Annotated in this window: 17 protein-coding genes and 1 tRNA gene; 10 read left to right on the top strand and 8 right to left on the bottom strand. The window is 60.5% G+C overall.

Translation table 11 applies throughout. The features are described from left to right. Positions 1–110: 110 nt before the first annotated feature. On the bottom strand, positions 111–410 hold the full coding sequence (locus NKI70_RS32045; protein WP_352457747.1) for a DUF1236 domain-containing protein: 300 nt from the start codon (positions 408–410) through the stop codon (positions 111–113). 410 nt (positions 411–820) lie between these two features. On the opposite strand from NKI70_RS32045, the gene NKI70_RS32040 reads away from it, so the two are divergent. Both NKI70_RS32040 and NKI70_RS32035 read left to right on the top strand, forming a co-directional pair. Beyond that, positions 821–1,012: a DUF3606 domain-containing protein gene (locus tag NKI70_RS32040; RefSeq protein WP_023677389.1), complete on the top strand. Its 192-nt coding sequence runs from the start codon at positions 821–823 to the stop codon at positions 1,010–1,012. Between the two features lie 102 nt (positions 1,013–1,114). Continuing rightward, positions 1,115–1,381 carry a DUF6894 family protein gene (locus NKI70_RS32035; protein ID WP_156937357.1) on the top strand — a complete coding sequence of 89 codons (267 nt, stop codon included), beginning with the start codon at positions 1,115–1,117 and terminating at the stop codon, positions 1,379–1,381. 247 nt (positions 1,382–1,628) lie between these two features. On the opposite strand, the gene NKI70_RS32030 is transcribed toward NKI70_RS32035, so the two are convergent. Then, positions 1,629–1,871, bottom strand: a complete 243-nt coding sequence (locus NKI70_RS32030; RefSeq protein ID WP_023677391.1) for a hypothetical protein — start codon at positions 1,869–1,871, stop codon at positions 1,629–1,631. Between the two features lie 170 nt (positions 1,872–2,041). On the opposite strand from NKI70_RS32030, the gene NKI70_RS32025 reads away from it, so the two are divergent. From NKI70_RS32025 to NKI70_RS31990, 8 genes are all read left to right on the top strand, one after another. After that, positions 2,042–2,419 (top strand): VanZ family protein, encoded by a 378-nt coding sequence (locus NKI70_RS32025; RefSeq protein ID WP_352571657.1) that lies wholly within the window; start codon positions 2,042–2,044, stop codon positions 2,417–2,419. Positions 2,420–2,932: 513 nt separating this feature from the next. Further along, positions 2,933–3,604 (top strand): GntR family transcriptional regulator, encoded by a 672-nt coding sequence (locus NKI70_RS32020; protein WP_352726140.1) that lies wholly within the window; start codon positions 2,933–2,935, stop codon positions 3,602–3,604. Between the two features lie 85 nt (positions 3,605–3,689). Further along, positions 3,690–4,535 (top strand): transporter substrate-binding domain-containing protein, encoded by an 846-nt coding sequence (locus tag NKI70_RS32015; protein WP_023677394.1) that lies wholly within the window; start codon positions 3,690–3,692, stop codon positions 4,533–4,535. 85 nt (positions 4,536–4,620) lie between these two features. Beyond that, entirely contained in the window at positions 4,621–5,334 is a 714-nt protein-coding gene (locus NKI70_RS32010) for an ABC transporter permease (RefSeq protein WP_352726138.1), read from the top strand. Beyond that, positions 5,331–6,050, top strand: coding sequence for an ABC transporter permease (locus NKI70_RS32005; RefSeq protein WP_352453426.1), 720 nt, complete (start codon positions 5,331–5,333; stop codon positions 6,048–6,050). The genes NKI70_RS32010 and NKI70_RS32005 overlap by 4 nt, the downstream gene beginning before the upstream one ends. A 21-nt stretch (positions 6,051–6,071) precedes the next feature. Next, entirely contained in the window at positions 6,072–7,664 is a 1,593-nt protein-coding gene (ggt, locus tag NKI70_RS32000; RefSeq protein WP_352571655.1) for a gamma-glutamyltransferase, read from the top strand. Between the two features lie 910 nt (positions 7,665–8,574). Continuing rightward, on the top strand, positions 8,575–9,330 hold the full coding sequence (locus NKI70_RS31995; RefSeq protein WP_051406149.1) for an AAA family ATPase: 756 nt from the start codon (positions 8,575–8,577) through the stop codon (positions 9,328–9,330). A gap of 217 nt (positions 9,331–9,547) precedes the next feature. Then, positions 9,548–10,162: a class I SAM-dependent DNA methyltransferase gene (locus NKI70_RS31990; protein ID WP_245274725.1), complete on the top strand. Its 615-nt coding sequence runs from the start codon at positions 9,548–9,550 to the stop codon at positions 10,160–10,162. Positions 10,163–11,044: 882 nt separating this feature from the next. Here NKI70_RS31990 and NKI70_RS31985 read toward each other — a convergent pair. The 6 genes from NKI70_RS31985 to NKI70_RS31960 all read right to left on the bottom strand — a co-directional run bounded on the left by NKI70_RS31985 (position 11,045) and on the right by NKI70_RS31960 (position 13,601). After that, positions 11,045–11,120 (bottom strand) — tRNA-Phe (locus NKI70_RS31985). Between the two features lie 375 nt (positions 11,121–11,495). Next, positions 11,496–11,687 carry a DNA gyrase inhibitor YacG gene (gene yacG, locus NKI70_RS31980; protein ID WP_023677402.1) on the bottom strand — a complete coding sequence of 64 codons (192 nt, stop codon included), beginning with the start codon at positions 11,685–11,687 and terminating at the stop codon, positions 11,496–11,498. After that, complete coding sequence (locus NKI70_RS31975; protein ID WP_352457706.1) at positions 11,684–12,313, bottom strand: Maf-like protein; 630 nt, start codon at positions 12,311–12,313, stop codon at positions 11,684–11,686. The genes yacG and NKI70_RS31975 overlap by 4 nt, the downstream gene beginning before the upstream one ends. Positions 12,314–12,338: 25 nt before the next feature. After that, a complete protein-coding gene (infA, locus tag NKI70_RS31970; RefSeq protein WP_006200926.1) occupies positions 12,339–12,557 on the bottom strand; it encodes a translation initiation factor IF-1 in 219 nt (72 codons plus the stop codon). A gap of 89 nt (positions 12,558–12,646) precedes the next feature. Continuing rightward, positions 12,647–13,057: an arsenate-mycothiol transferase ArsC gene (locus NKI70_RS31965; protein WP_502898953.1), complete on the bottom strand. Its 411-nt coding sequence runs from the start codon at positions 13,055–13,057 to the stop codon at positions 12,647–12,649. A 58-nt stretch (positions 13,058–13,115) separates the two neighbouring features. Beyond that, the gene (locus NKI70_RS31960; protein ID WP_292663977.1) at positions 13,116–13,601 is read right to left on the bottom strand and encodes a UPF0262 family protein; all 486 of its coding nucleotides are present in this window, start codon (positions 13,599–13,601) and stop codon (positions 13,116–13,118) included.

Below are 13,601 nucleotides of genomic sequence, written 5' to 3'. Positions count from 1 at the left end.
CACCCCCCCCACACACCCACCACACCCCCCAACCGCCCCCCCACACCACCCACCCCCCCCCCCCCCCCCCACCCCCCGCGGGGCGGGCGACTACTGCCCGAGCTTTCACGTCACTCGATGATCTTGACGATCTTGCGCGTGCCTGGGTCGACCACGACGGTGCGGTTGTCGACGATGACATAGCGGTATTTGACGCTGGGGACTTCATGAAGCTCGACGGTATCGGGAAGCGTTGAGCCGATATTGAGCTCCACCCCAGGGATTTTCACCGAGGCCAGCGGCTGCTTCTTCACATACTCCTTGATGACCGTTTCCTGCTGCGGTTCGATGACAACGTCTTGCGCCGCAGCGGCGCCGATGCCTGCCAGCAGCAGAAATCCCGCCACCGCGGTGGAAAGATGCATTCTCATGGTCGTCTCCTTTGCGAACTCGGTCCGCTCTTCGCGCCAAGGCTCATTCGAACGGAAGGCAGCTGAAAACGTTCCGTCGACGGGCTTCGGTCCCGCCCGGCAGGGACCAACCGACGTGTTGCCGCAGGACCTAAGTCTGATCCTTGCGCGCAAAGGGCGGGTTTGCCGCGTGACCCGGAACCGCCGCGGCACCTAGCCGTTGCTGGCTGCACGTGCCGGGAGGATTCTTTGGAAAATATCGATGGCGGCTCGCACCGATCTTGGCTGTTTCCATTTCGATCGAATACAGCATCTGCGCAGCCTTGTCCCTTCCTGCGCCGATAGGGTTCGCGCGTCACTTTGGTGGCGGGCGAACCCTCGATTGCAGCGTGCGTCAGTCCAAAGTTGGCCCTGAGGCGAGGAGAACAGAAATGGCCGACGACAAGACCAAGCGAGACTTCAGCGACCGCAATCGCGTTTCGGCGGATGAATATTATGAGGTCGAACATTTCGCGCGGGAAAATGGTGTTTCGCCCAGCCAGGTGAGCAAGTTGATCAAAAGGACCGGCGGCGACCGGATGATCCTCTCGCAGGCGGTGAAGGCATTGCGCGAGCGCAAGTGAGCTGGCGGCGAAGCCAACGGTGGAGAGGCGCTGATCGCGATCGGCCGAGATCCGGCCAGCAATCGACAACGTGCTCGGATGCCGCCGCTTCGGCCAAGCGCAATGCCCCGCTACTTCTTCGATTCCGATGAAGACGGAATCGTCTATTCCGACGATCAGGGAACGTTATATGACGATCTCCCGCTGCTCAGGAAAGAAGCCCTTCGCACATTGGCCGAGATGGCCAGGGATGGCCTTCCTCATCGCAGGATTGCAGTCAAGGTCCGGGACGACCGTGGCGGTCTGGTCCTTGAAGTGGCTTTGACCTTTGCCGTTGAAACGCGGCACTTCGACGAGCGGATTTTCCAGATCGACTTGCGCACGAACTGACGGCTCGATCATCATCGCGCCGACCATCATCAGATTTCTGGTGCAGCGGCATCTTCCCCTGGCGCGGAACATTAGAAGTCTCTAATTGTTATCTTAAGCAGCGGGAACCTCCCAGGATTCTGCTGCAGATCGGGTGCAACCCGGTCGGCCCGCGCCCTCCGCCAGAGGCGCGGGCTTCGTTTGTTTAGCCGATGCGCAACGCCATGCGGCGGCAGCATATTGGAGACCTGCGGGAGCACTAGTAACATCAGTCGCTACCGCGGCGCCCTGGCGCCCAGGCAACGGAGCCCGTCGTCCGACAGGGCGGCGGGCTTTTTTGACGCGGGTCGGTCATCACGCAATCGATGGAATTCTGGCCGGCGCTGATTCGTGTGGCATGGGGTAAGGTGCCCTGACGCAGCGCCGGCCAAGCGGAAATCAGGTCCGCCGCAGCCAGATAGTAGCCGCGTTGGCGCAGCAGGTAATTGCGTGATCGCGGAAGCCGCACCATTGCAGAGCCCTCCCCAGCAGTTCGGCCTGCCCAGCGGCTGACCCGAGGCATTCATTCATTCTGACGATGCACCGGACGCCCCGACGGCGGAAATTGGACGCCGCGCTCGCTCGCGACTATGGCGGCCGGCGGTATTCCCTGCAGATTTCGGACGAAAGGCCATTCTACCCTTGTTGCGCCTGGATTCTTATCAGATCGTGGCAAGGATTGCCTTTCCGGCCGCGTTTGCCGGCGTTCTGCTGTTCGCCCTTCTGCCGGAGCGGCTCTTGCAGGGTCTTGGCCTGGCTTTCACGTTTGATCACGACAAGCTCAATCACGCCGCCGCCTTCGTCGTCCTGGCGGCTCTCGGAAGTCTCGGCTGGCCGGAACGCAAGGCGAAGCTGATCGTACTCCTCGTTCTCACGGGTGCGGCGATCGAGGGGCTTCAGGCCGTGCAACTGATAGGGCGCGACCCGGATTTATTCGACTGGGTGGCCGACTGCGCGGGAATCGCGTGCGGACTGATGGTTGCAGGCTGGACAAAGCGGCTCGCCGGCGGATTGCCATAGCTCGAAAGCGCATAACGGAATCGGCGCGCCCATGCCCCAATAAGGGGAAAATGGCCGGCGCCACTTGGGGGGCGCGTTGGGGTAAGTTGCCTGATGGGGCGCCGGCCAGGCGGAAAAATTACGTCCGCCGCAAAGTAACATAGCAGGAACGGCAATGCGCGGCAGTAGCGTGATCGCGGAAGGTCCGCGCTCGCGCCTCCGGTGCGGTGACCCGTTTTGGGTCAACAATTCTGGCACCTGAATTGCACTGTAGGCAATGCCGGGGAATCCCGGCAATCGTCCCCGAATATGGGGCCTCGCCGCTTCGCAAATGGAGCGGCGGGCCTTTTTGCCGGATGTTGAAAAGTAGGCCGATCAGCGGCTTAGCCGATCACAGTGTGCTTAGCCCGATTTCCCCTACCAAGTGCTTATTCTCACAAGAGAAATTCCAAAGCGCCCAAGCATCGGTGCTTGACACAGGTTTCGAGAACTGGATAAGTGGATACACAGATACGCTCTGATCGGACCCAAGACATGGCAGCTGACGCAATCGAGCCGTTGGGCATCACGACCGCCGAGGAGGAAGCTTATCGCCACATTCAGCGGGCCCTGAGGATGGGGCGTTATCGGGCCGGGGACCGGCTGATCCCGGAAGAGATCGCGACGGAAATCGGCATGAGCCGCATGCCGGTTCGCGAAGCATTCCGCCAACTGGCCGCGGAAGGTCTTGTGCTCATTCGCCCGAACCGTGGCTGCATCGTCGCCGGGCTTACCCTCGATGAGATCCACGAAACATTTGAAATACGCTCGGTGCTCGAAGGGCTGGCGGTGAGGCTTGCCATGCCGCACATCGATGTCGAAGTGCTTGAAGAACTGGAACGCCAGCTCGACCGGATGGAGCGCGCCAGCCAGACCGGCAGCAGCGACTGGGTCGTGCGCCATCAGGCCTTCCATTTGCAGATTTGCCAATTGAGCAACCGGCCCAAGCTGGTCCGGCAGATCGCCAGCCTGCACGTCGTGATCGAGCCCTACCTGCGCATCTGGTTCGACTATGTCGACAAGCCCGCCAGCGCGCGTGCCGAGCACGAGATCCTGATCGACGTGCTGCGGTCAGGTGATGCCGGCAAGGCTGAGATCGTCATGCGGGATCATATCGTCGAGACGGCGCCGCTTCTGGCCAACTTCGCAAGTCCCGGCCGCCGCTAGGGAATACCATCTAACTCGTTGAAGCCGGAAGATAATCCGGCACGACGAAAGGGAACTGCCATACCGGCAAAAAGAGGAGAATGATATGAAAATTAGCCGCATCGCAGCCATTGCGTCGGTCCTGTTCGGCCTGGTCCAGGCCGCCGTTGCACAAGAAACACCAAAGGCAATTACCATTGCCACCGAAGGAGCCTACGCGCCCTGGAATTTCACAACAGCCGACGGCAAGCTGGACGGCTTCGAAGTCGATCTCGCCAATGATCTGTGCGGGCGAATGAAGATCGAGTGCAAGATCGTCGCACAGGACTGGGACGGCATGATCCCCGCGCTGACCGTCGGCAAGTTCGACGTGATCATGGCGAGCATGTTCATCACTGAAAAACGTCTGAAGATCATTGAGTTTACCCAGCCATATGCGGTGGATCCCTCAGGTTTCGCGGTCGCCAAGGATAGCGAACTGGGCAAGCTCGGCATTTCCAACGAGCGGTTCAAGCTGGAGAATGAAGCCTCTGCGCAGGCGGCAATCGACAAGCTCAAGCCATTGCTGAAGGGAAAGATCATTGGAGTTCAGGCTGCAACGGCGAACCTGGAATTTGTGAAAAAATACTTCTCGGACGTCGCCGAGATTCGCGAATATAAGACCACCGAGCAACACGATCTCGATCTCGCCGCGGGTCGCATCGACGCGCTCTTCGCGCAACAGACAGCGCTGGCCGCCACGCTGAGCAAGCCGGAGTTCAGCGACTATACGCTTGCAGGACCAGGATTTGTCGGGGGTCTCTTCGGTCTTGGCTCCGGGGCCGGTATCCGCAAAGAGGACACCAAGCTGAAAGACATGCTCAACGGCGCCATCGACGCCGCGACCGCCGACGGCACGATCAAAACCCTGTCGCTTAAATGGCTCAAGAGCGACGTCACTCCAGTCAAGTAAGCGCTTGCCGGCGAACGGCCATTCCTGACCACGTTCCGGAGCTGAGCCGTTCGTCCTGCCGGGGGTATCAATGCCGGGGGTATCAATGGTTGACGCATTCCGGCTGCTTGGTTTCCAGCACGGAGGTTGGGGGGCTGCTCTTCTCATGGCGGCCTCGGTCACAGTGCTCCTGTCCGTGCTGGGGTTTGCGCTTGGCGCTGTCTTTGGCGGGCTGGCAGCGGCCGGGCGTCTCCGCAACTCCAAGGTATTGAGGTTCTTGGCCCTTGGCTATTGCACGGTTTTCAGGGGCGTGCCCGACCTTCTGACCATTTATCTGCTTTACTATGGAGGTAGTGTCGCCCTGACCTCGCTTGGTCATAGCCTGGGCGGGTCCGGATTCGTCGGCGTTCCGGCCTTTGCCACTGGAACCTTGGCTATCGCGATCATCTCGGGCGCCTATCAAGCCGAGGTCTATCGAGGGGCTTACGTCGCCATCGACCAGGGACAGCACGATGCCGCTTGCGCGCTTGGTCTCAACCGGCTGCAGCGGCTGCGACAGGTTATTTTTCCCCAGCTCCTGAGATACGCGCTGCCAGGTCTCGGCAATGTGTGGCAGTTGGTTCTGAAGGACTCGTCGCTGATATCGGTAATCGGCCTCGTTGAACTGATGCGCCAGGCGCAGATCGCTGCAGGTTCGACCCGTGAACCGTTCATCTTCTACATTGCTGCAGCCTTGCTCTATCTGGCTATCGCTTCCGTCACGGGCCACGCCTTTTACCGTCTGGAACGAAAGGCGCCGTGGCGCGTCAGGTCGGCATGATAGATTTCGGTTTTTTCCTCGAAATCCTGCCGAAGCTACTCGCCGGCCTGCCGCTCACGATGGAACTGGCCCTGACTTCCATCGTTGCCGGCTTCGTTCTTGCCGTCACATTGGCGCTTGCCCAGCAATCGGAATCGCCCTTCGTCGTCTTGCCGATCCGCGGCTTCGTTGCCGTGTTCAGGGGCACGCCTCTGCTGGTGCAGATTTTTCTGACCTATTATGGCCTTGGTCAGTTCCGGCACCAACTGTCGGCAATTGGATTATGGGCCGTTTTCCGCGAACCCTACTGGTGCGCAATCATCGCGCTGACACTCAACACCACCGCCTATGGCAGCGAAATCCTCCGCGGCGCGATTCAATCGGTGCCACGCGGCCTTGTCGAGGCGGCCCGGTCTGTCGGCCTGTCCACCTATTTGACCTATCGGCACGTTATCCTGCCGCTGGCCTTTCGCCAGGCGCTGCCGAGTTACGGCAATGAAATCATCCTGATGATCAAGGGCACGTCTCTGGCTTCCATCGTGACCTTGATGGAGGTGACTGGAATTGCCCAGGGATTGATCTCCCAGACCTACCGCGCCTTTGAAGTCTTCATCTGCGCGGGCGCCATTTATCTCACTTTGAACTTCGCGATCATCCGTGCCTTGGCGGCACTCGAATACTGGATGTCGCGGCATCTGCGGCACCGCCCCTCGACGATGAGCGACGCCGCCTCTTGAGCACTATCAGAAGGGCATAGCATGCGAAATTTTGAGAAACCAACGCGCTCGGTCGTCGTTTCACGCGAGGCCATGGCCGCCACCTCTCATCCGTCGGCGACCCTCACGGCGGTGGAGATCATGGCGGCCGGCGGCAACGCCATGGATGCCGCCATCGCAGCCTGCGCGGTGCAATGTGTCGTCGAGCCAGCCTCGACCGGCATTGGAGGCGACTGCTTCGCTCTTCTGTCGCGAAACGGATCCGGCGAGGTCATCGCCTACAACGGATCGGGCAGGACACCCGCCGCCCTCACAATTGACTGGTTCCTCGAACGTGGCATGGCGGAGGTGGCCCGCAATTCTCCTGGCTCCGTCACCATCCCGGGAGCCATCGATTCCTGGACCAGATTGCACGCTGATCATGGACATATGCCCTTCGATCAAATCCTGGCCCCCGCTATACGTTTCGCCGAGGAAGGCTACGCCATTTCACCGCGGGTCCATCGTGACTGGGCGTTGGAAGAAGAACTTCTGGCCTCCGATGTAGCCGCGAAACGGATTTTCCTGCCAAACGGCCGCGCGCCAGGCGTTGGCGAAGTGCATCGCCAGCCTGAGTTGGCTGCAACGCTGCGGCTGATCGCCAAGAAGGGACGAGAGGCCTTCTACACTGGCCCTGTGGCCGGAGACATGGTCGCCTATCTTCGAGGGCTCGGCGGATTGCACACACTCGAAGATTTCGCCTCGGCAACAGGCGAATACGTGATCCCGATCAGCACCGCGTTTCGAGGCTGCGATGTGTTCGAATGTCCGCCCAATGGCCAGGGTGTGATCGCGCTGCTCATTCTAAATATCCTCTCGCGCTTCGAAGCGCACGGCGACCCGCAATCCGCGGACCGGCTTCACCTGGAAATCGAAGCGACACGCCTCGCTTACGCCGCGCGTGACCTGCTCGTCGCCGATCCTGATGCGTCCGAGGTCCCGGTGGCCGACATGTTGTCGAATGCCTGGGCCGATCGTCTGGCCGGCATGATTGACCTAAAGCGCGCCCGCGCGGACCTGCCGGCGTTCGATATGCCGCTGCACAGCGACACGGCCTATATTTCCGTTGTCGATAAGGATCGCAATGCGGTCAGTTTCATCAACTCGGTCTTCGACAGCTTTGGCTCGGGCCTGGTCTCGCCACGCTCCGGTGTCGTCTTGCACAATCGCGGGCAAAGCTTTTCGCTTGACCCCAAGCACCCCAATGCAGTGGCGCCGAACAAGCGACCTTTGCATACCATCATACCCGGGATGCTTGCGAGAGACGGCCGGGCAGAAATGCCTTTCGGCGTTATGGGTGGCTACTACCAGGCAATGGGCCACGCGCACCTGCTGACGAAGGTGCTCGACTTCGGGATGGATCTGCAGGAGGCGATTGATCTGCCGCGGGTCGCCCCCGTCAGCGGCACCATGAACGTCCAGGCCGAACACGGGCTCGCTGGCGAAACCGTAGCTGAACTTAGCCGACGCGGTTTCGAAATCATTCCCGCCACGGACCCGATCGGCGGTGCGCAGGCCATTCGCATCGATTGGGCAAACGGGACCCTGCTGGGCGGTTCTGAACCGCGCAAGGACGGCTGCGCCCTCGGTCTGTAGACCGGTTATGGCCAGAGTGGGATCCAAGATGCCGAAGATGCTCTTCATCGACATTTGGCCGGCGAGCAGGAGCCGCTGGCGCCATGGTCCAGATAATTCTTGCACGCCATCGACAATCCGATCGGCGCGAGGTTGTCACCCATGTCTTAGGTACAAACTGTTACCCATCTCCGGGCCGTACAGGGAAAAATGGTGCCCAGAGGCGGATTCGAACCACCGACATGCGAATTTTCAGTCCGCTGTCGGTGATTGATATTGTTCAGATTTTAGGTCGAATGTCGCGTTTGTGTCGCGTCAAGCCAAAAGCGCCCGCTCGGCCTGAACTCGTTGCCTTGTTCAGCGCCCAAACACGCGTGCCGTGGTGCCGACAGTCATTCAGATGGATGATGGTATGGTTCGGCACTCCTAGTAAGCTCCGATCACCAGGCAATTTAGAGACTTTCTGAGGTCCATGTTCCTATGGGCGCAAGCGGCGCGACGACGGAGGTGTTGGCGCAGGCGGCGGGGTCGGCGTCGTCGAGGCTCGCACGCCTGGAAGCCACAACGACCGACGTCGACCAACGGGCAACCGTGGGGCACGCGCTCGATCAGGAGATGGCACGGGCGACGAGCCAGTTCGACAGCGACAGGCGTGTCAACCAGCCGCAAGCGCAGGCGATCGAGAAGCAATTGCAAGTTCCCAAGTCAACCGGCAACGCTGTCGCGGCTCAACAGGCGGGACTGCACGCCATGGAAAGGCAGTTCCCGCCGCATCGCATCTCCTCCAAATCTTTTTGCGGCGTCAGCAGGATGCCAGCGAGCGGGGTCAACTCGGCCAGGCGGATGCCAGAGTGTTTACGCTCGCCACACCGCCGGAGCGGGCGAGCTCGCTTCATCCGATCTTTCTGTTTCCTGTTCGGGAGGTCCCTACATGATTATCGAGTTGTTCGGTCCGCCTGGTGCAGGCAAGACGACCCTTCTCCGCGCCCTTTGCCGTGAGCTGGCGAAACGCGACATCCGTGTGAAGACAGTCAATGGCTATCGCCGGATTGATTTTGTGTCTTTCGGCAGCGAAGTCGATTCGGTCGAGGATGAAGGCCCGGAGACACGCCATGGCATCCAGCGTCTGGTGCACAAGCTCGCCACCGCGAGTCCGGTCTTGTTCTCGACCCCGCCGAGCGAGGGGGCCGCTGCGCGGCTTTTGGCATCGATCCCTCCAAAAAGTCGAATATGGGCGTTGCGTCTGAAGATCGACGTCGTTTTGCTCTTCGAAGCCTGGAATACGGCGCAGGCCTCAGAAGGGTACTTCATTTTCGAAGAGGGCATCGTTCAGGCGTTGTGTGCGCTCGTCCTGTTGGCACGAAATCCAAGTATCGACATGGTTCGTAATTGCATGACGTTCCTGCCGCGACCGGATCTCCTCATTCAAGTCGACGCGCCCGGGGAAACGCTGCGCCACCGCCTCATTGAGCGGTATGCGCGGCAGCCGTACCTCGAGCGCCTTCTCGAAGTCGGAGTGGTCAGGGGCCTGAAGCAAGCGGATATCGCGAGGGAGATCGGCCAATGCCTGCAAGACAAATGGCCGCTGATGCGTGTCGACGGCCTCGACCCACGCAATTTCGAACAGGTCGTCGCGCGCATCGTGGGGCACGGATTGCCCGCGACGGCATGCGTCGGGCCAGACTAGAGGCGCGAGTTGCATGGTGCTCACGGTGAGATCGTTCGTTGGCATTCGCAGATTTCTACGGGCGCAGCGGCGACCGTTAGGCAGCGTCCATGAGAACCGTGCACCCGCTCGTCGGGATTACCGAGCAAGCCACCAGACGGATGGGTACGGTGCCCATTACTCCGACACGTTCCGGTCCGGCTACTATGCAGCTCTGTGGTCGGGTATCGAAAAGCCCTTGGTCGAACGTACTCTCCTGCCTGTCGGCGGGCCGAACCGGAAATGCCTGGACTTCGCATGCGGCACAGGCCGCATAGCAAATATCGCAGCTCAATTTTTTGGTGAAGTCGTCGGCGTTGACATCTCCCAATCTATGCTGGCTAGCGCACGGGTTCCGAAGAACGTGAAATTGGTCCGCGCTGATATTACGCTCTCTCCGCTCGCCGAAAGGTTCGACGTGGTCACGGCATTCAGATTCTTCCTCAATGCTGAAGATGAGCTCAGGAAGGATGCACTGTCGGCCATCAGCGCGCATTTGAACGAAGGTGGATTGCTAATCTCGAATATCCACATGAATGCGACCTCGCCAATAGGGCTGGTCTGCCGCATTCTGAACCGTTATGCAGGAGGGACAGTCCGCCACACTTTGAGCATTAAAGGATACGAGCAGACGCTCATTGCAAACGGCTTTATTGTCGAGCGGATAGTTGGGTACGGTTTTTTGCCGCGACCCGGGAAATTGCTGCCAAGACTCTGCGAAATATTGATCGTGCCGTTTGAAAGGATCTGCGCAAGTGCCAGGATTCCGGCGGAGCTTGCGCAGAATTTCCTGGTGGTTGCCAGAAAGCGGTAAAGCCGGCGGGCACATGAAATTTGAAACCGAGCATTTGCCATGAGGCTGGTCTTTGTTGAAGCTATTGGCAGGAAAGTATCGAGTGTCGTTTTTGGCTGCGCTTCGCTTGGCTCAATCAGACAAAGCGCTGCTCGCCTCTGCTCATCAGTGCGTTTGGCGACGGCGCTCGCCGGTGACCAACGATGCACTTGCCCTTTTGAGGCAGGACGATCGCAAGCATCCCGACGTCGCGAGGTACTTTCGTAGGTTGGGGGATTCTGGCAACGTAACGCGGGTTCGCGCCGTAATTTCCAGACGTCTTGAGGTTCAAGTATCTCCCTGCCGATTGCGGGACGCGAATTCCTCGTAATGCCTGCGTATGAACTCCGGTTTGGCCCGATGCCGCACCTGCCGGCCTGTAAGCCTCTCGTAAACAGTGCCCACGCATCTCGAACCATAAAGACCGCATGAGAGAACGTCTGAAAGCGGCTTGCTCGGGCCTTAGCTCAGCGCTGGCGAACCGCCTCTCGAAGCCATCGGCAATATCCTGCTGATCCGCGTCAAGCGCCTCTTCCTCAGCGGATTTCGGCATGGATTGCGTGTATGCAGCGATGAGGATCTGCCTTTTGCGGTCGGCGACACCTATCGCATCCCGGAATTGAGAGACGTCTTCGTCGCTGACCTCTATCGTTCGCCCTGTTGAGGCGGCCTGACCGAATCCTCTGGTATGGCCTTTGCCCCGCGTACAAAAGTCATACCAGATCTCATTCGCTTCGCTTCTTACAGTCCGTGCTCGCTCATCGAGCAGCCGATTGATCGGACAGCAACATCGGCGCGACATGAAATGCCGTAAGTCGCCAAGTTGGCGACACCGCAAGCCATTGATTTTATATGAGGAAGTAGTGGTGCCCAGAGGCGGATTCGAACCACCGACACGCGGATTTTCAGTCCGCTGCTCTACCAACTGAGCTATCTGGGCCTGCTCCGGTGGGCGGCAATCTGCACACCGGGTTCATGAAAGCGCCGTCGGCACCCCTTGAAAGCGCGTGGGTTATAGCACGGGAATTCGGCCTGTCCAGCGCTTAGAGCATGATCCCGAAAAGTGGAATCCGGTTTTCGGAAAAGATTATGCTCAGACAAAAAGCATGATCCCGAAAAGTGGAATCCGGTTTTCGGAAAAGATCATGCTCAAACAAAACGCCAGAACCTGTTCCGTCCGACAGTGCCCTGATGGAACAAGTTCTGGACATTGATTTCAGGCGGGAAACGACAGGCAGTCCGCAAGGCCGATCATCGGTCACGATCGCGGCTGCGAAACCGTCCCAAACCTGTGGAAAACCGCAGGTGGACGGCGCTATTTCTGGTCGTCGTTCTCGTCCTCGTCGTCGCGGCCCGGGATGACGTAGACCCCCTTCAGCCAGCGGTTGAGGTCGATGTCCTTGCAGCGCGTCGAGCAGAACGGGTAGGTTTCGCGCGCCGATGGCTTGCCGCATTCGGGGCAGGGCCGCTTGGGCCGCAATGGCGTGACCTTGTCGTCCGGGCTCATATCCGCGCACCCGACAGCCAGTTGGCGTGCACCTTAAACCCTTCGCCGCTCAAAAGCGCTACCGTCTCGTAGAGCGGCAGGCCGACGACGTTGGTGTAGGAGCCGACAAGCTTGACGACGAAGGCGCCGGCGAGCCCCTGGACGCCATAGCCGCCGGCCTTGCCGCGCCATTCTCCCGATGCGATGTAGGCCTCGATCTCCTCGCGCGGCAGCCGCTTGAAACGCACCCTGGTCTCGACCAGCCGCAAGCGCTGCTTGCCGCCCGGCGTGATCAGGCAGATGCCGGAATAGACCCGGTGCGAACGGCCGGACAAAAGCCCGAGGCAGTTGGCGGCGTCGTCGAGCGTCTCGGCCTTGGGCAGGATGCGCCGCCCGACGGCAACCACCGTGTCGGCGGCCAGCACGAAGCTCGGCAGGTAGTCGGCTTCGGTCTTCAGCGAAGCCAGCGCCTTCTCGGCCTTTTGTGTTGCCAGGCGCTTGGCCAGCGAGCGCGGGTGTTCGGCGCGCAGCGGCGTCTCGTCGACATCGGCCGGCAGCACACGGTCCGGCTCGATGCCGGCCTGCTGCAGCAGCTCGATCCGGCGCGGCGAACCCGAGGCAAGCACGAGCTTCTGCAAAATGCCCATCGCGATCCCGGCCGGGTTCTTGAACTTACTTGAAGCGGTAGGTGATGCGGCCCTTGGTCAGGTCGTAGGGCGTCATCTCGACCAGGACCTTGTCGCCGGTCAAAACGCGGATGCGGTTCTTGCGCATGCGGCCGGCCGTATGGGCGATGATTTCATGTTCGTTTTCGAGCTTGACCCTGAACATCGCGTTGGGCAGCAGTTCCGTCACGACACCCGGAAACTCGAGGACTTCTTCCTTCGGCATTCGATACCTTTGCTTGGATGGGTACTTCCAGCGCCCCGGCCGGAAAGTTGCGCGGAACCTATATGATAAACGTCCGCTTGTGAACATGCTTAATCCGCGGCGTTTTCAGCCCCGGTGCCGAGAAAACGGCGGCCGATCCGCGCCTTCAGCCGCTCGCGCACGTCGCGGTAGGCGGCCATGATCTGCTCGCGCGTGCCGCTGACGCCGGTCGGGTCGGGCATCGGCCAATACTCGACCTCGACGGCCAGCGAGCGGGTGAGCTCGAGCGCGGTGTGGTGGGCTTCCGGCGCCAGCGTGACGATCAGGTCGAAATAGTCGTCCTCGAGGTCGTCCATCGTTCTCGGGTGCCGTTCGCCCAGCGACAGCCCTTCTTCGGCCAGCACGGCATCGACGAACGGATCGCGTTCGCCGCCGCGCACTCCCGCCGAGGCGACGAAGGTGGTGGGCGGAAGCACCTTGCGCGCCAGCAATTCGGCCATCGGCGAGCGCACGGCGTTCATACCGCAGACAAACAGGATCGAGCGGGGCAGGATCGCGCGGGGCAGCGGGGCGGCCAGTTCAGCCTCGCCAGTGCAGCACGCAAACCAGCGTGAACAGCCGGCGCGCCGTGTCGAAGTCAATCTCGATCTTGCCGGCAAGGCGGTCCATCAGCGTCTGCGAGCCTTCATTGTGCAGGCCGCGCCGGCCCATGTCGATCGCCTCGATGTGGCTGGGTGTCGCGGTGCGGATGGCATCGTAATAGCTTTCGCAGATCATGTAATAATCCTTGACGATGCGCCGAAGCGGCGTCAGCGACAGGATGTGGGTGACCACGGCTGCGCCGTCCTCGCGCGCCACCGCAAACACCAGCCGGGACTCGGCCAGCGACAGTTTTAGTCGGTACGGTCCGGCGCCGTCGTCATTGACCGGCTGGAAGCGGTTCTCCTCTATCAGGTCGAAGATCGCCACCGCCCGCTCATGCTCGACATCGGGCGTCGAGCGGCCGATCGTCTCGTCGAGCTCGACATCGATCAGCCTGGCGCGGGTTTGGTCGTAGTCGGACAT

It is taken from the genome of Mesorhizobium sp. M0500, assembly GCF_040321165.1.
In the GTDB taxonomy this organism is placed as follows: domain Bacteria; phylum Pseudomonadota; class Alphaproteobacteria; order Rhizobiales; family Rhizobiaceae; genus Mesorhizobium.
This window is presented reverse-complemented; position numbering and strand designations above follow the sequence as displayed.